Raw genomic sequence first — 20,166 nt, 5'->3', positions numbered from 1 at the left:
TGGTGTTGAAAAAGACGATGGTCAGAATGGCAGTTCACACATCTTGGGGGCATGGCTCAGGAAGGTGAATGCTGCCTCGGTGATAAGGACATCATCTTCGAGCCGGATACCGCCGTAACCGGGAATGTAAATGCCAGGTTCTATCGTGACGATATAATTGGCCTGCAAGATGTCTTTACAATGCGGGCTGATGAATGGTTGTTCATGTAATTGGATGCCCAGACCGTGACCCAGGCCATTGCTGGCAAAATCAGCAAATTCGGAATCCTGCAATACTGTGTTGGCAGCAGCACTGGCCGCAATAGCTGGCAAGCCGGCGTGCAGGCTGCTCAATGCCGCCTGCTGGGCACGGTCCACGGTATCGAACATGCTTCTTTGCTGTGTACTGGCCCGGCCTGCGACATAGCTACGCGTCATGTCGGAACGATAGCCATTGATGACTGCTCCGAAGTCGATCACGATCAGATCACCGCTGCACAAGCGCACCGTTGACGGTATGCAATGTGGCAAAGCTGAACGCGCACCAAAGCCAACAATGCTGGGGAAGGACACACCTTCTGATCCCAGTTTTTGCATGCGGTAATCCAGTTCAATAGCGATATCACGTTCACTGACACCAGCTTGCAGCAAGGGTAGGGTTTGGCTCAGGGCATGGTCAGCAATCGCCGCTGCCTGGCTGATCTGCTCGATTTCCCAGCGATCTTTTATTTTTCTCTGGTCTTCAATGATGCCTGTGCTGGAAACGCAGCGGCAGGAAGAAATATCTTCTGCCACGCTCAGCCAGTTATGCAGGTTGATATGCCCGGCTTCAAACATCGCATGCTGAATGGCCTGGTGTTTTAAAATCTTGTCTATCGCCTGACCCAGGCTTTGTTTGTCGCGATCACGGCAAACCACTTCGCAATTCACGCATTCTTCCTGTGCATGTTCAAGAAAACGATAGTCGGTAATCAAAAACAATTGATCATCAGTGACAATGCCACAGGCTGCCTCGCCTGAATAATTGCTCAGATAGCGCAGATTATCCAGAGAAAAAATCAACAGGGCCTCTTGCCCGGCAAGCTTCAGTGTTTGACGCAACAGTGCCAGTCTTTGTTCAAATCGTGGTTTCATCGGAAGATAAATCCTTCTTTCAAAGGATCTTCTGGATCGATGTAAAAAGTACTGCGGCCCGTGATGTGGGCATTGCCTTCCACACGCGGGATGATGGCCGTATGAAATCCATAACTTTGAGGATGGTAAGCTGTGACCTTGAACTGGCTGCCCAGTATGCTTTCGATGATGATGCTTTCACCTATGCGCAGTAAACCACGTGCATGCAGGATGGCTGCCTGCCCGGAAACACCGCTGCCAGTGGGGCTGCGGTCAAGCTCACCGTCTGCGAATATGCAGACATTTCTGCTATGCACGCCAGGTGTGGCAGTGGCAGATGAAAAAATCGTGCCATATAAGAACCCTAGTTCGTCGTCGTAAGGGTGATGAATTGGCAGGCTGGCTTGCACCGCCGCCTTGATAAGGCGCCCCATGGCGATGATCTGTTTGTGGTTGGCGGCGTCGAGTGACAAGCCTATGCTGGCTGCTTCGACATAGGCATAGTAGGCACCGCCGTAAGCCAGAGTAACAGTAACGGTACCTATCTGTGGTACCACCACCCGGACATCCATGGCAACTACAAAGGACGCCACATTGTCAAAATAAGTGCGGGTAACTTTGCCTTCAGCCATTTCTGCATAGGCGGTGATTTGTCCGGCAGGGACATCGATACGCAAGGTGGTGAGCGGGCCTTTGCAGGCAACCACGCCAGCTTCCAGGGCGACTTTGGTCAGTGCGATGATGGCATGACCGCACATGGTGCTATAGCCTTCATTATGTAAAAACAATGCGCCAAAATCACTGTCTTCCCTCTCTGCAGGGACGATCACACAACCATACATACCAGCATGGCCACGTGGCTCAAACATCAGTGCCTTGCGTAAATGGTCGTAGTGTTCCAGGCAGTAAGCCCGTTTTTCCAGTATGCGTTTGCCCGGCAACACAGGAAAGCCAGACGTGATGATACGCAAGGGTTCACCACCAGTATGGCAATCGAGACTGGTAATCTGGTGTCCGCGATGCGGTGGCTGCCAGTTGGCGAAGGCTCTGGTTTGTATGGCACTTTGCATGCACGTCCCCGGCAAGAAAACCGCCAGCTTAAGCGGTGATGTTGTGCAAGTCTTGACGATTTACCCGGATGTATACGGCGAAATTGGCATAGAAAAACAAGCTGAAATTTTTGGCAGTTTTTTTTGCCTATCCATTAAATATATTCATGATATATTAAAAAATAACACAGATTGTTTCAGTAAAAATGCTGAAACAATCTTCTGTAAATCTGCATGTTTCTACCTCTGTTCGAAACACAATGTCGGGACGCTACAGGCTGTGATCCAGCATGCCAGTGATCTGCTGCAGGCAACTTCATACGATGACGTTGAACGAAAAACCCTGGTGATGCCTTGCTTTTCCAGATGCCCTCATCGCAGGCCCGGTGCATAAAGCATGTTGTCTTCAGCAGCAAGGTAAAAGCAAAAGCGATGCAGGCGACATGCATGACACTTTTGTACGAGCAAAAAAAATATATTCCATTCCCGGAGCAGACAATGATGAAAGAAAAGGTTTTGTCTCATTCACTGAGACTCATGTTCGCCAGTAGCATAGGCTTATCGCTGACTTTCCAGGTCGCTGCACAGGCGCAGGCACAGGAAAATCAACCCAGTGCAGCCATGCAGCGGGTAGAAGTCACTGGCTCATCGATTAAACGCATCAATCAGGAAACCGCATTACCCGTGCAAACCTTGTCGCGCGCCGACATAGAAAAAAGCGGTGCGACCAATGTGGAAAGTCTGATCGCTGCTTTGCCAAGCATGCAGGGTTTTGCCACGGCCAATCAAACCATCAATGGTGGAGGTGGCGGCTTGCAAACCGCATCCATCCATAATATCGGCGCTGCGTATACGCTGGTGCTGTTGAACGGTCACCGTCTGGCATCGTATGGTGCTGGCAGTACAGTCAACCTGGCCAGCATCCCCTTGTCGGCAGTGGAGCGTGTAGAAATTCTGACCGATGGTGCGTCAACACTCTATGGTTCCGATGCCATTGCTGGTGTCGTGAATTTCATCTTGCGTAAAAACCAGACTGATGCAGCGGTTGATGTCAGCTATACCCAACCACAACAGGCTGGTGGCAAATCTTATCGCCTGGGGTTGTCCAAGGGTTTTGGTGATCTGGATAAAGATGGCTATAACATCCTGCTGTCGTATAGCCATGATGAGCAGCGCATGCTCAATGCTGATCAACGCTCATTTGCCGATACGGGTGTGAGACGTTTTTCTTTCAACGGCAAAAACTATGCGAGCTGGTTACTGTCTGATAATTCCAGTCCGGCAATTGCGCAGTTGAATTTCAAGGACGGTTCAGATCCGGTTCTGTTTTCACCAAATTACCTGAAAGATAAAACCTGTGCAGCAAATACCTTCCAGGTAGAAAACCGCTGCCGCTTTGACTATGCGTCGACGGTACAACTGATCCCCGAATCAAAACGGGACAGCCTGTTTTCATCGCTGAATTACAAGCTCAATAATGACACCAATTTATCAGCAGAAGCGGTGGTCTCAAGCTTCAAGCAAACCGGTCGTTATGCGCCTGCGGCGCAGCCTCTGAACCTGGGTCTCGACAGTCCCCTGTTTGCAAAATATGTGACACCTTATCTGTCCGCTTTGGGAGTGAACCCGGCCAATCTGGATTCAGCCAAAATGCGTCTGCGTATCTCTGATGCGGGTGGGCGCAATACGGCCTACACGACGGAAGCCCAGCATTTGGTATTAGGTGCAGACGGCAATGCGTTTGGCTTTGACTACAATCTGTCTTATACCCATTCGATATCAAAAAGAATTCGCGACTTTGCCGGTGGCTTTTTGAGCAAGGACAAATTCTACGCTATCGTCGATAGCGGTCAATACGACCCATTCGGGCCAGCTGGTGCGGCCAGCGCTATTCTGGCACCGGCGGTACTGCATGAAAACTGGTCCAGTTCAAAAAGCACGCTGGATGTGTTGAGTGTACGCGGGTCACGTGAATTGTTTTCGCTGGGCGGTGGCAAATCACAACTGGGTTTGGGGGCAGATTACACCAGACAGCGCTATGATTATTTCGCCACGCCCATAGGCATGGGTACGAATGCCCTGCAACCGAATTATACGGACGCGCCTTTGGGAGACTCGCCAGGTGATCTGCCGATTGCTGCCAGCCGCAAGAACTGGGGTACGTTTGCAGAACTGCTGATGCCTTTCAGCAAGCAGCTGGACGTGACTGCTGCACTACGTTACGACGATTACAGTGCTGTCACGAACACGGCAAATTTTGATGAACAGGGTAAGTCCATTGCCAGCGCGACCCAGGGTAACAAGGCTGACAAACTGACGTATAAATTGTCAGCCGCCTACCGTGCATTGGATAACGTCTTGCTACGCGCATCCTATGGCACCGGTTTCAAGATGGCCAGCATGAGCGATATCACGTCACCTTTAACGCATAGCGGCAACACGGCCGGTACCTATGCCTGCCCGGTGAAGGCACCAGATCCGCGCGCCGTCAATTGCATGGGGGCGACGCAATACGACATACTCACCGGCGGCAATCGCATGACAGGCGAAAACGGCCTGAAGCCGGAAGAATCCAAGCAGGCCACCATAGGTTTGCGTGTGGAGCCGGTGAGCAATCTCTCGCTTGGGCTGGATTTATGGGATGTCAGGATGGCAAACCAGATTGCCCAAATCCCTGAATCTGCGGTATTCGGTCACCCGGAACGCTATCAAAACCTGTTCTCTACATTTTATGAACCAGGTCAGGGCGGCAATATCCTGGTGGGTACCCTGCCTTCATTTAATATCGCCAGTGCGCATTACCGTGGCATAGACTGGGATCACAGCTTCAAGACTGCGACGCCAATCGGCAAGCTCAACATTAACTGGACCGGTACCTATATGCTGATGTCGGATTTTGACATACCTGGCAGCCCGACTGTGCATAGTGTAGGCCGTTATGATGAGGGTAATGCTGTGGCTTTTCGCGTGATCAGCAAACTGGTGACAACCTTGAAAACCTCAGATATGTTCACCCACGCACTGACCATGAATTACCGTTCTGGCTACCATGATGCGCCAGCAACCGTCAGGGAAGTCAATGCCGATGGCAGCTTTGGCAATTTTGTCGAAGTACGCCGCGATGTTTCTTCGTATATGACGTTTGATTGGCAAACCAGAATGCAGTTGCGCAAAAATATGGCGATCAGTGTAGGCATACGCAATTTGTTCAACGTCAATCCACCGCTGTCGCTGAAAGAAGGTAATGGCGACCAGGTGGGTTATGATGGCCGCTACGCTGATGCGCTGGGCAGGACATTCTATATGACAGGCTCATATAGTTTTTAAGGGCAGATTTACCGTGCCTTGACGAAAGGCACGGTTATTTCTTGCTGCCCAACAAATGCTCTGCCTAATGAATCAGATTGAAATAGGCGATTGCCAATGCGGCCAGCAAAAACACAAACAGGATGGCCTTGACGGGCAAGGAATTTGTTTCCTTGTTCGCGGTGTTGACCACCGCACGAGATGTGGCGGCTGTCTTGTTCTTGTCTGGCGCAATAATGACGAGAGCGACGACAACAGCAGGGTCCAGCTTGAGCAATTTTGCATAGGCGCGTACAAAGCCTTTGACTATGGCGGCCTCAGGCAAGGCAGCATAGTCATCTTTTTCGATGGAAATGATTTGACGCGGTGCCATCTTCAATTGCGCGGCCACCTGCTCGACTGACCATCCCATCGCGTTACGCCCCGCGGCCAGCTTCGCGCCAGGTGACAAAGCCAATTTTTCAGCTTCTGCATCAGTTAAATCGGCGGCAATTGGTTGCCCCAGCCGGGAGTCAATCAACTCCTGGTAATGAAATGTTCCCGTTACTTCTGACAGAGCAGGTTCACTTTGATCAGAATGACTCATTACCTTCCTTCATAAATAGATAAAACGACAGTTTGAAACAGACAAAAATTGACTTACAGGGCAATACAACGCGCATCATAATATATTACAGATGTATGACGACTAATACTGTGATTCACGCAAAATTTCATTTGCGTGCCTGTAAGCAACATTTAGTCCAGAAAAAGCTCAGATGCTGTCATATCTACTTGCCCAAATGCCATTGAATGCGCGTGTGTTGTTGCTAAGTATTGTGCAAATCTTAAAACTTGCGCTGACCCAGTCGCCGTTTTTGCGATAATCGGGTAAGCTGCTATACACTCTGGCAATATTTTAATTTGTGCCGCATTCACGCTTTCCCTAGGGCAAAGTCGTGCCTGGACAAATAGCAGATAGAAATAAGGGAAAATCCTCATTTTTCCAAAAATATGCGCTAAACAACAGATAACAATCGCGAGATTATTTCAAACTGCCTGGCCTGCGTATATAAATGTACACAGGCGTCATAAATTGGTTTTGGAGTTCCACTAATGATTAAAATTGCCGTCGTTTCTTATAATAACGAAGCACCTGTTGAACCGATTTTTGCTGTATTCGCAGAAGAACAAGAAACCATAGGCCGTAATACTGACAATTTTCTGGTTTTGCCCGACCCCAAACACTTCGTTTCGCGCACCCAGGCCAAGGCATGGAGCATAGCTGGACGCCATTATCTGATGAATCTGAGCCTGGCAAATCCTATCCTGGTCAACGGGAAGGAAATAGTGGCAGAAGCCGATCACGAAATTCATCCTGGCGACGAAATACAAATTGGCGTTTATTTGTTGAATGTTGATGCAGTCCAGGCCGAAGAGACAGAACAGGCAGAGCAGACAGAAGAGGCGACGACGGAAGCAAGTGCAGAGCCCGCTGATGCTGTCGTCCATACAGCGCAAGTTGTGGATATAAAAACAAATACATCAACCGTGCGGGTAGCGTCGTCAAAAAACGCTGCGGCTGCAAGTGAGCCAGCCGTTCAGCCACCCCAGTTTTTGCTGCGCCCGGAAGCTGAAATGACCACAGACAATGGCAGCGCCTTGCAGGCACAGGCCGCAAGCGAAGAAAATTTGTCTTCGGCTGAGGCGGCATCGACAGTTCTGCGTCAGGATAGCAAGCGTCCTGCCGATACCAGCAAGCCCCAGGCTAGCGCTAGCGAGTTGATGCAGGCATTCCTGGACGGAGCTGGTCTTCCCACGCTGAGCCTGTCGTCTGGGTTGACAGTTGAGCTGATGGAAACGCTCGGCAAATTCATGGCCAGTTCAGTGCAGGGCGCAATGGAAGAACTGTCGCAACGGGCCCTGCTCAAGCGTGAAGTCAAAGCGGAAGTCACCATGGTGGTTTTGCGTGAAAATAATCCCCTGAAGTTTTTCCCGGATAGTAAAACCGTCCTGACTCAGATGCTGCGCAAGAAAATGCCGGGCTTCATGGCTCCTGCGGAAGCGATGGAAGATGCTTTTTTTGACATACGTGCGCATCAATTGGGTGTCGCCGCAGGTATGCGCGCCGTCAGCGAAGCCCTGTTGCAGCAACTGGAGCCGACCGACATCGAGCAATTGCTGGAAGCCCCAACTTTACGCGACCATATCAATCCAGCACGCCGCAAGGCCGCCATGTGGGATCATTTCAGCGAGTTGTTTGATACGGTTTCCAAAGGGAAAAAAGAAGGATTCCAGGTCATGTTCGGCAAGGAGTTTTTAAGCGCCTATGAAGCCGAGGTGGAAAGAGCGGATCTGGATCGCTGATTTTCAAGGCCACATTGACCACTTTCTTGCAAATGTACCTGGATACAGCGCAAATCAGCGCCATTGGTAACAGGCAGACCAATCAGGACGCGCTCGCCTGCGCGCATGAAGATGATCTGGTCTGTTTTGCCGTGGCAGATGGTACTGGCGGCCATGCTGGCGGCGAAATTGCGGCCAATCTGGTGATCGCTGCCATCATGGAAAAATTTGTGCAGGAAGCCTCATTCAGCGCACGGGCCCTGCTGTCCTACCTTGACTGGGCGATCTTGAAGCTGGCCCAAAGCAAGCAGGATAAAACCGGGCCGGCAGATATGAGTACCACCATAGCTGCTATGCTGATAGATCAGAATAACCGTTGCGCCTTGTGGGCGCATCTGGGGGACACCAGGATTTACCAGTTTCGTGAAGGAAAGATAAAGACTATTTCGAAAGATCATAGTCAGGCGCAAAGGCTGGTGGATGCAGGTTATGCTGATTATGCGCTGCTACGCAGCAACCCCCAGCGCAATTTGCTGTTTGCGGCGATTGGTGCTGAAGGTGGAAACATCCCGGAAGTAACGATGGATGCCATTGAATTACATGACGGCGATGCCTTCCTGCTTTGTACGGATGGCTTTTGGGAGTGGGTACATGAAGATGAAATGGAGCAGAGCCTGTCTCGTGCGCAAAGCAGTGATGAATGGTTAAGTAAAATGAATGCCATTGCGGAACAAAATATTACATCTTCGCAGGCCATGAACAGGGATAATTTCTCCGCTTTTACCATTTTCCTGCGTGACGATGCCGCCAGTAAATGACACTGCAGAGTCAGCACTGCCGATTAAGAAATATAGTAGTAGGGCTATCCGGAGAAGCTATTGCTTCATGGTAGCTTCATATAAGTCCTGTATCATAAAAAAAATTCTATTTTCCGAGTAATCCTTGAATACCGAAAAACTACTCGCCGAAACAACACCCACTGCATTTCATGCAGCGACCGAGAATTGTCTCGCGGTCGGCACACGTCTGAACGATTTTGAGATCACTGGCATTTTGGGGGAGGGCGGCTTTGGCATCGTCTATCTGGCGTTTGACCATTCTCTGCAACGCACTGTCGCCATCAAGGAATATATGCCTGGCGCGCTGGCTGGACGGGCGGCCGATACCAGCGTAGTCATACGCGCTGAGCGCCATAAAAAAACTTTTGAAGCGGGCTTAAAAAGCTTTATCAACGAAGCCCGCCTGCTGGCCCAGTTTGACCATCCATCTCTGGTCAAGGTGTACCGCTTCTGGGAAGAAAACAAGACTGCCTATATGGTCATGCGTCATTATGACGGCCATACGCTGAAAGATATCGTCAACAAGCGCCCGCAACTGGTGACCGAGGCCTGGCTCAAGTTTATCTTCAAACAAATTCTAGAAGCGCTCGATACCCTGTACAAATCCAAGATTTTGCACAGGGATATTTCGCCTGACAATATCATCGTACAAAAAAATGGCGTGGCAGTCCTGCTCGATTTTGGCTCAGCCCGTCAGATCATTGGTGATATGACGCAAGGCCTTACCGTTATCCTGAAGCCTGGTTATGCGCCGGTAGAGCAGTATTCGGATGAATCCGATATGCAACAAGGTTCGTGGACAGATATCTATGCGCTGGCAGCTGTCATGTATTTCGCCATAGTCAAGTCTCCACCACCGATGTCGGTAGCTCGTGTTGTCAAAGATTCTCTGGTGACTTTGCATGAGGGGGCACGCCCAGGGTTCAGTGAAAAATTTCTCAGGGCAATTGAAAAGGCCCTGGCCATACAGCCGCAGGACCGGCCCCAGAGCATTGATGAGTTTCGCCAGTCACTGGGCATCAGCGCGTTTGCCTCAACACGCAAATCACGCAAAAATAAGTCTGAACCTGGCAGCGAGACGCACGAAGACGTCAGCAATGAAACTGGCAAAGTTGTCCCCATTCTTGCCAGCGGCAACAAGCCTGCAAAGCTGAAGGATGAGATACCGCCAAACGATGATCAGGCCGCAGTGCATGCGGGTGTCGGGTTGATCGCCAGCTTGCGTGCCAAACCTGTGGCAGCGATTGCGCTTGGTGGTGTCGTGCTGGTTTTGCTTGCCTTGATTTATGTTTTTAGCCGTACTGAAAAGACCAATACCGTACCTGCTTTGCCGTTGGCTGCTCAACAAGCCCTGCCCGATGTCACTGGCAAACAATCCAAGCCTGAAACAGCATCGATATCGACGGTTGCGTCAGCAGTAGTGCCTGCTCCAGTGCCAGAAGTTAGCACCGCACCCGCTTCATCAGCGATCGTCGTCAAGGCGGACCCCGAAAAATTGGCCTGGGACAAATTGAAAGATGATGCCAATGCCAGTGTGGATGCCATAAACGTATTTTTGCAGCAATACCCAAATGGCAAATATGCTGATGCCGCGCATTTACGCATCAAGGACTTGAACAAGGCAGCGCTGAACAAGGTGAATAATGCCGGCAATATTGCCAGTACTTCCATCACAGACAAACCAGCCAGTGCCGTGGTAGCTGAAAAAGCACCCGTTAAATTCAGTGTCAAACTGGCCATCAAACCCTGGGGCACGATTTTTGTCGATGGCATACAGCAAGGTGCCAGCCCACCCCTGAAACAATTAAGCCTGACACAGGGCAAGCACAAAATCAGGGTGACCAATCCCGGTTTCCCTGACCTGGTGACAGAAGTGGATTCAGCGAAAAGCAATTCAGCTATGATAGAGCATGAATTCACGACTAAATAAAGTGCAGGAAACATGAAGAACACATTTCAATACGCAGGTGCCAGTGCCTTAGTGCTGGCGTGCGCCATGTTGTCGGGCTGCGAAACCCAGCCCACGCAGGTCGCTGCGCCAAAACCGGTAGTCAAGCCAAAAGAAGCACCGGCACCGCAACCTGCGCCTGCCCCGGCTGAGCCGCCACCTGTGCCCGCATATACAGATGCCCAAGCCCTGAAAGATGGCATGGCGCTGTATGACGGCGGGGACTACAGCGGTGCCATCAAGAAATTGAATACTTCAACAGAAATCTGGAATGGGCATAACAAGGCAATCCAGGTAAATGCCCTCAAGATCATGGCCTTCAGTTATTGCGTTACGTCCAAGATACAACTGTGCCGTGCGCAATTTGATCGTGCCCTGAAGCTGGACCCCAGTTTTACCCTGTTGCCCAGTGAAATAGGCCACCCTATCTGGGGACCGGTGTTCCTGAAATCCAAGAACGCCGTCAAGTCTAAATAAGTCAAAACAGGGTTTGCCAGGGTATCTCCTCTGGCCAGTTCTGGCTAAGCTGCCTGATATCTTTGCTCAGGCACTGGCAAAAGGCGCGTCAACTGCATGGCTCTGCCCTGTGAACCAGCGCGGCCCCTGTTCAGTCATATAAAAATGGTCTTCCAGACGGATACCGAATTCACCTTCTATGCAAATCATGGGTTCATTGCTGAAACACATGCCGGCAGCAAGAGGGCGCTTGTTGCCTTTGACCAGGTAAGTCCATTCATGGATGTCCAGGCCTATGCCGTGGCCAGTACGGTGGGGCAGGCCAGGTAACTGGTAGTCGGGCCCCAGTCCTGCGGCGACCAATACTTTTCGTGCTGCGGCATCAACCTCTTCGCAGGCGACGCCAATTTGAGCCGCTTCAAACGCCGCCGCCTGTGCCGCTTTTTCCAGTTCCCAGATATTACGCTGGCGCTGGCTGGGTTTGCCAAACACATAGCTGCGGGTAATATCGGAATGATAGCCCTGCAGCTTGCAACCGGTGTCGATCAGGACCATATCGCCTTCACACAGGAATTGTTCGCCATCCGGGCCATGCGGTATGGCCGTCAACTGGCCGAAACTGACGATACAGAAAGTTGAAGGGCTGCCGCCATAGGCACGATGCGCCTGGTCGATGAACCGCGCCACTTCATAGGAAGAAATACCTTCATGTAAAATGCGCGCAGCTTTCTTTTGCACTTCCAGAGTGATGTTTTTAACCCTTTGCATCAAGGCCAGCTCTGCCGTCGATTTATGCATGCGGCATTCAGCGGTAATCACATTGCCATTGATGATCTGTGACAGCGGCAGTGCACGGCGCAAGCCATCAAAGATAAAAAACGCAGCACTTTCATCCAGTGCGATGGTATTGGTCTTGCATAACAAATCTTGCAGCGTCGTTTTCACCAGTAGGCTTGGATCATCTTCTTCATTCCACAAGCGGATGTCGGCGTTCGCCCCCAGGGTTTCGCGTAATTTTGATTCTTCAAAGCCAGGGCAGATAAATACCAGCCTGGCATCCGGCGTCAGGATGGCAGCGGTCAGGCGTTCACTCGGATACCAGTGCAGGCCCGTGAAATAATACAGACTGCTGCCCGCAGTCAGCAGCAGGGCGTCAATGGCATTGACCTGCATCAGCCTGGCCGCTTTTTCTATTCTGCCCTGACGTTCAGCGGCGGTAATGGGTCTGACATCGTCCAGGTTCTTGTGTATACCTGCCAGTTCTGTGGCAGCGCTGGAACCACCTATGCCTGTCGTCATCCTGAAATCCCTTTCATGCTTGGCCGTATTAAATTAACGTGACAGCTTAGTATAAATGGCAGGCATTGGCTTGATGCTTTCCGGGTGGCTGAATGCAGAAATTGGCATAGTCATTAAACAAAAAATCCCTGCCAGGATAGGGCAGGGATTTCCTCAACACGGATCAGGCTGGGTCAGAACTTATGCTCTAACGACACTTTCAAGGTCCTGCCGCGCAATGGCAGCGCACTGCCTGGACGCATTTGTACCAGTGAGTCACGGCCAAATGCGTTGAACAGGTTCATCGACAACAAGGTATTTTTCCATCCTTTATAAGACATGGAAAGATCGACTGTGGTGTCAGCAGAAATTTTGCAGTCCTCCACATTGACGCCACGATCCATGCAACCCTGTGGCGTATTGGCTGTGTCGAGATCGCCCCAGCTTAACGTCGTGCCGCTGGTGTAGTAGATACGTGCACCGGCGTTCCAGTCGCCCAGTGCCCAGCTGAACTTGCCAATGGCATTGATTTTGGGTGTGCCGCGACGACCAACATAGTTTTCGCTATAGCTGTTGGTGAATGAACTCCAGCTACGGTAATCGAGTTGGTAGTTCAATTCCAGGCCGGCATTGAGTTTTCCGGCGCTGCCCAATTGCCATTTGCTGTTGACATCCACGTCAAAGCCTGCAACTTTGGTCTTGGTCAGGTTGGCATATTGTGCACCGATGGTGGCAATCGGGCCAATGGTAAAACCCAGTTGCTTGCCAGCCAGCGCGCTCGCTCTTTGTGCCAGATCGATATCTTGCGAAGTCAGTGCACCGCGTTCTACCAGGCCTGCTTTCTTGTCTTCATTGGCCAGGGTTTCATCAACGCCCAATACCGAGATTTCGTCACGACGTTTGATGTTGTAATAATCCAGTGTCAGGCTGATGTCCTTGGTTGCCTGTAATACCAGACCCAGGGTAAAGCTATTAGATTTTTCTGGTTTCAGATCCTTGTTCGGCAAGACGCGCGCCGGGAAACTGACTGAGCAACCCAGGTTATACGCCACGCTGGCATCAGACTGGTCGATGGAATTACCCTTTTTCAGCGCATCTGACATTTGCGTTGCCATCGCACAGCGCTTGGGGTCCAGATAGCCATTATTGAACCAGGATGCGCCACCGTTGCCGGTTTCCGGTAGGGTTGGTGCGCGGAAACCTTCAGACGCTGTACCGCGCAACATCAGGAAATCAGTCGCCTTGTAAGAAAGCCCCATCTTCGGTACAACAGCGGCTTCAGTCTGGCCGGATTTGTCAGCCCGCAAGGCAAAACTACCCTCCAGCTGTTTGGTGAATGGCGCATTCAATTCCGCAAATGCAGCAGACACATTGCGTGAACCTTGTATCGAAACGCCGCTGAACTGGACGATCTGTGCATTCAATACATTGTCGCTACTGGCTTGTTCAAATGTTTCATGACGGATGTCAAAACCGGTTGCCAGTTGCAAGGGGCCACCACCCAGCGCCATTAATTCACGCGACGCTTTGAAATCAAAGAAAGTCTGGGTAGAGGTGCCGTGTGAACCCATTTCAGGGAACATCTTGTCCAGGACTGATTGTGGATTGACTGCGCCAAATTTGTATTCGCCGCTGACGATGGCATTGTAATAGCCATAGCGGTCACGGTATAAATGCTGTTTCTGGGTTGCGGTAGAACTCATGGTGCCTAAGGCGCTATCCCATTCCCAACCGAGATGATTGCCTTCCAGCCCGGTCATGACACGGTATTGACGGGCTTCACCGACGTTCTTGAACATATCCGGATTATCAGAGAAACGGTAGTTCAGTCCGACCGGAAATGAATAGGGATTATTGGGATGACCAACAGGCAATTGCGGATCGGTGAAATACTGCATTTCACCTTTGAGGGAGTCATACCACGTCAATGGTACACCGGTGATGCTACTGCGTGGTACCGAGGTGTAATACGTACTTTTGGTATTTGACAGGCTGATTTCTGCAAACCCTGTCAGGTTGTCGCCCAGTTTTTTCCGACCCATGCTGAAGAAGGAAATACGGTCAGCTGCCGGGTTGGCATCGCTGTCTTTCCAGTAGTCATAACGGCATAAACCACCGATCAGCAATTGCGGCGCGCAGCCTGGTGCGGCTGTCGTAAACGATTTGCCGGCCAGGCTGCTGTCAGCATAGTTGGCAGGGTAACGTCCGGTGTAGTTACCAGGAAAAGAACCAGTCGACAAAGCCGCCCGGTCTGGATTCATTTTCAGATACCAGTCTGGCAGTAGCGGGAAGATGTCGCGGTCTTTATAGGCCCCGCGGTGAAAGGCTTCCAGATGCGCATACACGTTATAGCCATCTTTATCAAAGTCGCCAGTACCGACGGTGATGGAGGCAACTTGTTGTTTGTTGAGCAGGCTGCTGCGCAGGGATTGCTGGGCGCTGGCGTCCAGGGTAACGCCCTGATAATCCTTGCGGGTAATGATATTGATCACACCAGCCACGGCGTCAGAACCATAAATGGCAGAGGCACCATCTTTCAGTATTTCCACGCGCTCAATCGCATTTGCCGGAATCGCATCTATGTTGACGAACGTGGCTTGCAGTCCATCGGCAAAACCATAACTGGGCAAACGACGACCATTGAGCAGAGTCAGGGTGGCTGTCAGTCCGAGGTTGCGCAGTGACACACCAGATGCACCGCTGGCCCAGGAATTGGCACCACCCAGATCACTGATGGCACCGTGATCATTATTGCTGAGATTGTCGAGCAAATCCTTGACGGTATTGGCGCCGCTTTCCAGAATTTCCTGGCGCGTCAGTATTTGTATGGGCGAGGCTGTTTCACTATCGACGCGCTTGATGTTGGAGCCTGTCACCACGACTTTTTGTGGTGGTGCATTGTCCTGTGCGTTTGCTGCTTGCATGCCAGCCAGTGCCAGCGCGATGGCCAGCACAGATTTTTTCATGTTTGGTAGATTTTTCAAAATATGCTCCTGTGTTCGAGGTTGCCCTCAGTCTCACCATTCATTCCCTCAAATGAACAGTCACCCCCATTTCTGCTTCGCAGTGCGCGCGTCAGAAATGTTTTATTTCCCGTACCAGACGCCCGCCCAGATGCGCGGAGCTGATCTTCTATTTATTTGTGATATGTGAAACATGGTGTTTATCTGCACATCTTTCCCATGTATCCCCTCGCATTTGCCAGTCAAAAATGCATGAAGCAAATTCAGCGGGACTCAAATGTACCAATTTAAATATATTTACAGTATATTTATAAAATATTTGCGGCGTATTTACAACGCCGCTTCCGGGAAATTTCCAGGTTGAATTACCCAGGTCGGATAGCATTTATAAAAAAGGAGAACAATTTGAAGACAAGTATTGAAATGAAGGCAATGAAGGGTGCGAAAGGGCTTTTATTGGCTAGCCTGGGTTTGCTGGCAGCCTGCAATAGCATGCAACAACAGCCTGTGAGCGAGAGGGACAGGCAAATTCAGCAAGTGCTGACGCATGTTCATAAATGCAGTCCTACACTCAGTTTGCGTTCACAAGCGTTGACAGCAGAAGCCGAAACGGCCGCCTGTCAGATGCTGGGTAAATTGGAGCAGCAATTCCATAGTATTTTTAACACCAGTGGCAAGCCGGTCAAGGATGACTACAATCGCAGCCTGCGCGCAAATATCTATCAGTCGAAAGAAGATTTCGTCAAATATGCCGGTCAGCATTTTGATATGCCTACCGATAACGGTGGCATGTATCTGGAAGGTTTTCCTGATCGCGCAGGCAACCAGGCCGAGTTTGTGGCAAACCAGAAAAAGGATGGCAGCATACTCAATCTGGGTCATGAATATGTGCATTATCTGGATGGCCGTTTTAATCTCTACGGCGATTTTTGCGCCAACTTGCATGACTCGCATGCGCCACCAGAGAACTGCGCCAAACCTGCGCCGCTGACACCTTATCTGGTCTGGTGGACTGAAGGCATCGCTGAGTATGTGTCAAAGATGAATGACAACCCGCAGGCTGTCAAAGCAGCGGCAGAAAAAAACTACGCACTGAGCCAACTGTTTGATACCGGCTATGAAGCCAATAATGGCACAGTCAGAATCTATAGCTGGGGATATCTGGCGGTTCGTTTCATGATGGAAAAACACCGTGACAGAATCGAGCAGATGCTGGTCTTCACGCGTGCAGGTGATTACCCGCGTTATCAGTCGCTGGTACGTTCCTGGGGCAAGGACATGGACAAGGAATTTGCTGACTGGCTAGCCGCGCTGGCAAAGACCTGATCATGCACCTGACCAGTCAGCCTTAATTGCTGACAGCCTTGGTTTTTCTGGGCACTGGTACAAAATCAAACTGCCATTTGATCGGCGGTGACTGGTCACTGACCTTGATGGTCTGGGTCAGCGGTGGTTTGATGCTACCCATAGTGGGATGCCAGGCCTTGATTTCATAAGTGCCGTTTGGCAATCGATCCAGATTGGCCGTACCCAGTTGATCGGTCTTGATAAAGTAGGGGGTGTCCAGTACCAGCACGTAGGCACGCATCCAGTTATGCAACAGGCAATACACGATGACGATGCCAGGTTTGTCAAACAAGACGGGTGGCGGTACGACGCCACGTTCATAGGTCTTGATTTCAAATTCTTTCGCGGCAGAGAAAGATTTAACATGGTGTTCCATCTTGTCATAATTGGGAAACCTGACTTGCGAGCCGGTCTGCACTGCCGTGACATAGGGGGAAAACTGCATATCACTTTGCGAGATGATCGCCGTATCTGTCCTGTTGGCAGGTGGTAAAGCCATACCTACGGGTGTTGCATAGATCACGACATCCGCCATGGCAGCGCCGTTTTTGTCCAATGCCTGAAAACTCAGATTGGCTGCGTTGGTTGCAGGCGATATGCCACAAGCCAGAGAAAACCATAAGGCCAAAGAGAGGCGAAAAGATGGCTTGTGCACGTTTGGATTGCTAAAGGTTTGCATTTAAATTTCCAGTTTCAGTCTCAGTCGCTATGACAGCTTAGCAGCATATTTCCATGACAGATTTATTTGGTAACGATAGGTCTTTGCATCGGCGCCAGTTTGGCAATCAGTTTATTCTGCGCAGATGATGGCACCTGATGCTTGTCCATGGCGATTTGCAAATCTTCCGCCAGCGCATTGAAATGGGCATTGGTGACTTGCATGTCCTTATGGGCTTCCTGCATGCTTTTACCGCTATATTTGCAGGGGCCACCGCTTAATTCACAAAATTGTTCGGTCAGCATGAAGGATAGCCGTTCAATATCGGTATCTTTAAATGCCTTGTTGATGCGTTGGTCTTCCAGAACAATAGCAACAAAGTCATTCACAAAAGTGCTGATACCCTGTTTGGCTCCCAAACTTTGATAAAGCGCGTCATTGCTGGTTTGCGCTTGAGAAGAAAAGCAGAGTCCGCAGAAAAGAAAGACAGCGCACGCGGCTTTGCTGAATGATGGAAAAGAAATCATAGTGGTGGTCTCAGTAGAAAGTATGGTTTGTTTTTTTGTATCGCTTAAAAACCGGCTTGTACAGACAGGTACCAGCCACGTTGGTTTTTAGGATTGAATACCGTGATGTCGCCCAGTGTTGCGTAGGCAGCAGTAACAGAAAGATTTTTGCTGGGGAACCAGGCAACGAAGACATCGTAATAATCTTTTTCATTATCGACACCCAGATTCCGCGGTTTCATGCGGTACTCAGCGCCAACTGCCAATTTGCGATTGATCAGATAAGCAGCTGAAGTTTCCAGCTCGGCCTGATAGCTATCTTTCTTATCGCCGCCAAAACCCAGTATGCCCATCTGATTGGCCTTGGTCAGGCGTACCGTGCCATTTAACAGCAGGCTTTGTTCAAGCAGAATCTTTGTGGCAGCCACATAGTAGTCAACACCGCGGTCATCTTTGGCGCCCAACTGTTTGACATTCGTCACTCCCAGTGCACCCAGACCACCTATGCCCTTGTTGCGTTTGAACATGGCACCGGCGGCAATCTGCGGCATCCAGCTATCCTGGTCATAGACGGCATCGCCCGCCAATTTAAATTTGATGCCGACAATATCCTGTTTGATGTTCAGGGCATTCAAGGGAGCCAGGCTGCCTGTAAATTCCTGCGTTGCCAGTGACAACTCGACACGGTCTGCGATGCCGACAGCGACTCCATAAGTCTTCAGACTATAATCCTGGGTATTGACTTGCGTCAGATGCGCGTTGGCGCCATAGCTGTCACGTGTGCCATAACCGGTAATCAACGCCCAGGGTGTGAGACCACCACCACCTGCACCTTCGAGCTGGCTGACACCGCCGGTAGCAGTCAATTTACCCATGTCGGGTTTCATGCTGTCCTGGGCAAAGTTGATCTGGCAGAGAGTCGAGCAGCCGCAAAGCACGGCTGAGCGAAGGATTTTTTTGGAAATTTGCATCTTGCTTCCTTGCGTTGGACTTACTTACACCCGTGAATCCGGGCACCTGCTTCTTGTACGCTGTGATACGGACTTTGGATTCAAGCGCATGCAAAAAACCGAAAAATTATTTGACGATGACAATGTCCCGTTTCATAGGGGCCAGTTTCGCCATTAATTTATTTTGAGTAGCAGAAGAAATAGACAATTTGTCCATTGCAATTTGCAGGTCTTCTGCCAATGCGTTAAATTGCGCTGCCTTGATACCTAGATTTTCATGCACGACTTTCATGTCATCACCGGTATATTTACAGGGGCCGCCACTGATCACGCAAAATTGCTCTTTCAGTAGCACTGCCAGGCGGCGCATATCGGTTTCCTTGAATGAGGTCTTGATACGCTCGTCCTGCATGAGCAGCTTGATCAGTTCATCAACGATCTGGCTGATGCCAGCCTCTTTGCCCAGCGCCTGGAATAAGGTATCAGGCGCAGGCTGAGCTTGCGCAGACATGCCAGTTGCCAGCAATAAGCTGATGGTGAAGGCTGTAATTGCTTGTTTCATATCGCTTCCTTAACACGCCCTCAGTTGCCCACTTGCAGCGACAGATACCAGCCACGTTGATTTTTGGGGTTGAAAACGGTAATGTCTCCCAGTCTCGCATAGGCCAGGGTGACGGAAAATTCCTTGCTGGGAAACCAGGCTAAAAAAGCATCGTAATAGGCTTTTTCATTATCGACACCCAGATTTTGCGGTTTCACACGGTATTCAACACCGCCCACCAGTTTGCGGTTGATCAGATAAGCGACAGAAATCTCAGGCACTAGCTGATACCTGTTGTGTTTGTCGCCGCCAAAACCCAGCAAGCCCATCTGATTGGCTTTGGTCAGGCGTAAGGTGCCATTGACTAGCAAGCTGTTTTCCAGCATCAGTTTAGTCGCCGATGCATAATAATCAATGCCGCTGTCATCCATCGCGCCCAGTTGCTTGACATTGGTCACGCCCAGCGCTTCCAGGCCTTTTACCGCATGGTTACGTTTAAACATGGCACCGACGGCAATTTGCGGTTGCCAGTTGTCCTGATCGGTCACCAGGTCACCAGAGATTTTAAGTTTGATGCCGACCACGTCCTGATTCAATTCCAGTTTATCCAGTGGTGCCTGGCTGCCGGTAAATTTTTGTGTGGATAGCGACAACTCAAGTTTGTCAGCAATGCCTATCGCCACGCCATAAGTTTGTAATTTATAGTCCTGCGTCTGGACTTGCGTCAGATGCGCATTGACACCGTAACTATCTTCGCTGCCGTACCCCGTGATGGTTGCCCAGGGCGTCAGTCCACCACCGCCAGCGCCTTCTATCTGGATGACGCCGCCAGTTGCAAGTAATTTACCTTTGTCTGGCGAAGGCAGGCTTTGAGCGCACGCAGCCGCCATGTATAACAGGGAAACGAG

At 50.5% G+C, this 20,166-nt stretch carries 17 protein-coding genes; 7 read left to right on the top strand and 10 right to left on the bottom strand.

Going from position 1 to position 20,166, the window contains the following annotated elements; genetic code table 11:
- Positions 1-21: 21 nt before the first annotated feature.
- Both ACO0LH_RS05090 and ACO0LH_RS05085 read right to left on the bottom strand, forming a co-directional pair.
- Positions 22-1,113, bottom strand: coding sequence for a M24 family metallopeptidase (locus tag ACO0LH_RS05090; protein WP_422939952.1), 1,092 nt, complete (start codon positions 1,111-1,113; stop codon positions 22-24).
- Complete coding sequence (locus ACO0LH_RS05085; RefSeq protein WP_422939951.1) at positions 1,110-2,162, bottom strand: proline racemase family protein; 1,053 nt, start codon at positions 2,160-2,162, stop codon at positions 1,110-1,112. The genes ACO0LH_RS05090 and ACO0LH_RS05085 overlap by 4 nt, the downstream gene beginning before the upstream one ends.
- On the opposite strand from ACO0LH_RS05085, the gene ACO0LH_RS05080 reads away from it, so the two are divergent.
- Positions 2,161-2,535, top strand: a complete 375-nt coding sequence (locus ACO0LH_RS05080) for a hypothetical protein (RefSeq protein ID WP_422939950.1) — start codon at positions 2,161-2,163, stop codon at positions 2,533-2,535. The genes ACO0LH_RS05085 and ACO0LH_RS05080 overlap by 2 nt on opposite strands.
- Before the next feature lie 104 nt (positions 2,536-2,639).
- Positions 2,640-5,468 (top strand): TonB-dependent receptor, encoded by a 2,829-nt coding sequence (locus ACO0LH_RS05075; protein WP_422939949.1) that lies wholly within the window; start codon positions 2,640-2,642, stop codon positions 5,466-5,468.
- 64 nt (positions 5,469-5,532) lie between these two features.
- Here the strand turns inward: ACO0LH_RS05075 and ACO0LH_RS05070 are convergent, their stop codons facing one another.
- A complete protein-coding gene (locus ACO0LH_RS05070; RefSeq protein WP_422939948.1) occupies positions 5,533-6,033 on the bottom strand; it encodes a helix-turn-helix domain-containing protein in 501 nt (166 codons plus the stop codon).
- A gap of 509 nt (positions 6,034-6,542) precedes the next feature.
- On the opposite strand from ACO0LH_RS05070, the gene tagH reads away from it, so the two are divergent.
- The 4 genes from tagH (at position 6,543) to ACO0LH_RS05050 (ending at position 11,036) form a co-directional block, all read left to right on the top strand.
- A complete protein-coding gene (tagH, locus tag ACO0LH_RS05065) occupies positions 6,543-7,793 on the top strand; it encodes a type VI secretion system-associated FHA domain protein TagH (RefSeq protein WP_422939947.1) in 1,251 nt (416 codons plus the stop codon).
- 32 nt (positions 7,794-7,825) lie between these two features.
- A complete protein-coding gene (locus ACO0LH_RS05060; RefSeq protein WP_422939946.1) occupies positions 7,826-8,590 on the top strand; it encodes a PP2C family protein-serine/threonine phosphatase in 765 nt (254 codons plus the stop codon).
- 124 nt (positions 8,591-8,714) lie between these two features.
- A complete protein-coding gene (locus ACO0LH_RS05055; protein WP_422939945.1) occupies positions 8,715-10,541 on the top strand; it encodes a serine/threonine protein kinase in 1,827 nt (608 codons plus the stop codon).
- 12 nt (positions 10,542-10,553) lie between these two features.
- On the top strand, positions 10,554-11,036 hold the full coding sequence (locus ACO0LH_RS05050) for a TssQ family T6SS-associated lipoprotein (RefSeq protein ID WP_422939943.1): 483 nt from the start codon (positions 10,554-10,556) through the stop codon (positions 11,034-11,036).
- A gap of 66 nt (positions 11,037-11,102) precedes the next feature.
- Here the strand turns inward: ACO0LH_RS05050 and ACO0LH_RS05045 are convergent, their stop codons facing one another.
- On the bottom strand, positions 11,103-12,314 hold the full coding sequence (locus ACO0LH_RS05045; protein ID WP_422939942.1) for a M24 family metallopeptidase: 1,212 nt from the start codon (positions 12,312-12,314) through the stop codon (positions 11,103-11,105).
- 173 nt (positions 12,315-12,487) lie between these two features.
- On the bottom strand, positions 12,488-15,277 hold the full coding sequence (locus ACO0LH_RS05040; RefSeq protein ID WP_422939940.1) for a TonB-dependent receptor plug domain-containing protein: 2,790 nt from the start codon (positions 15,275-15,277) through the stop codon (positions 12,488-12,490).
- A 384-nt stretch (positions 15,278-15,661) separates the two neighbouring features.
- On the opposite strand from ACO0LH_RS05040, the gene ACO0LH_RS05035 reads away from it, so the two are divergent.
- Entirely contained in the window at positions 15,662-16,582 is a 921-nt protein-coding gene (locus ACO0LH_RS05035; protein ID WP_422939939.1) for a collagenase, read from the top strand.
- A 22-nt stretch (positions 16,583-16,604) separates the two neighbouring features.
- Here ACO0LH_RS05035 and ACO0LH_RS05030 read toward each other — a convergent pair whose 3' ends face one another.
- The 5 genes from ACO0LH_RS05030 to ACO0LH_RS05010 all read right to left on the bottom strand — a co-directional run bounded on the left by ACO0LH_RS05030 (position 16,605) and on the right by ACO0LH_RS05010 (position 20,148).
- A complete protein-coding gene (locus tag ACO0LH_RS05030; RefSeq protein WP_422939938.1) occupies positions 16,605-17,282 on the bottom strand; it encodes a methylamine utilization protein in 678 nt (225 codons plus the stop codon).
- Positions 17,283-17,344: 62 nt separating this feature from the next.
- Complete coding sequence (locus tag ACO0LH_RS05025; protein ID WP_422939937.1) at positions 17,345-17,788, bottom strand: group I truncated hemoglobin; 444 nt, start codon at positions 17,786-17,788, stop codon at positions 17,345-17,347.
- 44 nt (positions 17,789-17,832) lie between these two features.
- Positions 17,833-18,654, bottom strand: coding sequence for a DUF3034 family protein (locus tag ACO0LH_RS05020; protein WP_422940568.1), 822 nt, complete (start codon positions 18,652-18,654; stop codon positions 17,833-17,835).
- 190 nt (positions 18,655-18,844) lie between these two features.
- A complete protein-coding gene (locus ACO0LH_RS05015; RefSeq protein WP_422939936.1) occupies positions 18,845-19,279 on the bottom strand; it encodes a group I truncated hemoglobin in 435 nt (144 codons plus the stop codon).
- Positions 19,280-19,299: 20 nt separating this feature from the next.
- On the bottom strand, positions 19,300-20,148 hold the full coding sequence (locus tag ACO0LH_RS05010; protein WP_422940567.1) for a DUF3034 family protein: 849 nt from the start codon (positions 20,146-20,148) through the stop codon (positions 19,300-19,302).
- Between the last annotated feature and the right edge of the window lie 18 nt (positions 20,149-20,166).

This window comes from Undibacterium sp. TJN19, from assembly GCF_049339485.1.
Taxonomy (GTDB): domain Bacteria; phylum Pseudomonadota; class Gammaproteobacteria; order Burkholderiales; family Burkholderiaceae_D; genus Undibacterium.
Note: the sequence above shows the minus strand (reverse complement) of the source record. Positions and strands in the feature narration are given on the sequence as shown.

Bases quoted from the DNA above. Each gene is read 5' to 3' on its own strand.
- ACO0LH_RS05020 (WP_422940568.1), bottom strand. From the start codon at position 18,654: ATGAAACCCGACATGGGTAAATTGACTGCTACCGGCGGTGTCAGCCAG.
- ACO0LH_RS05045 (WP_422939942.1), bottom strand. From the start codon at position 12,314: ATGACGACAGGCATAGGTGGTTCCAGCGCTGCCACAGAACTGGCAGGT.
- ACO0LH_RS05060 (WP_422939946.1), top strand. From the start codon at position 7,826: ATGTACCTGGATACAGCGCAAATCAGCGCCATTGGTAACAGGCAGACC.
- ACO0LH_RS05025 (WP_422939937.1), bottom strand. From the start codon at position 17,788: ATGATTTCTTTTCCATCATTCAGCAAAGCCGCGTGCGCTGTCTTTCTT.
- ACO0LH_RS05090 (WP_422939952.1), bottom strand. From the start codon at position 1,113: ATGAAACCACGATTTGAACAAAGACTGGCACTGTTGCGTCAAACACTG.
- ACO0LH_RS05015 (WP_422939936.1), bottom strand. From the start codon at position 19,279: ATGAAACAAGCAATTACAGCCTTCACCATCAGCTTATTGCTGGCAACT.
- ACO0LH_RS05085 (WP_422939951.1), bottom strand. From the start codon at position 2,162: ATGCAAAGTGCCATACAAACCAGAGCCTTCGCCAACTGGCAGCCACCG.
- ACO0LH_RS05075 (WP_422939949.1), top strand. From the start codon at position 2,640: ATGATGAAAGAAAAGGTTTTGTCTCATTCACTGAGACTCATGTTCGCC.
- ACO0LH_RS05070 (WP_422939948.1), bottom strand. From the start codon at position 6,033: ATGAGTCATTCTGATCAAAGTGAACCTGCTCTGTCAGAAGTAACGGGA.
- ACO0LH_RS05030 (WP_422939938.1), bottom strand. From the start codon at position 17,282: ATGCAAACCTTTAGCAATCCAAACGTGCACAAGCCATCTTTTCGCCTC.
- ACO0LH_RS05080 (WP_422939950.1), top strand. From the start codon at position 2,161: ATGCACGTCCCCGGCAAGAAAACCGCCAGCTTAAGCGGTGATGTTGTG.
- tagH (WP_422939947.1), top strand. From the start codon at position 6,543: ATGATTAAAATTGCCGTCGTTTCTTATAATAACGAAGCACCTGTTGAA.
- ACO0LH_RS05050 (WP_422939943.1), top strand. From the start codon at position 10,554: ATGAAGAACACATTTCAATACGCAGGTGCCAGTGCCTTAGTGCTGGCG.
- ACO0LH_RS05010 (WP_422940567.1), bottom strand. From the start codon at position 20,148: ATGGCGGCTGCGTGCGCTCAAAGCCTGCCTTCGCCAGACAAAGGTAAA.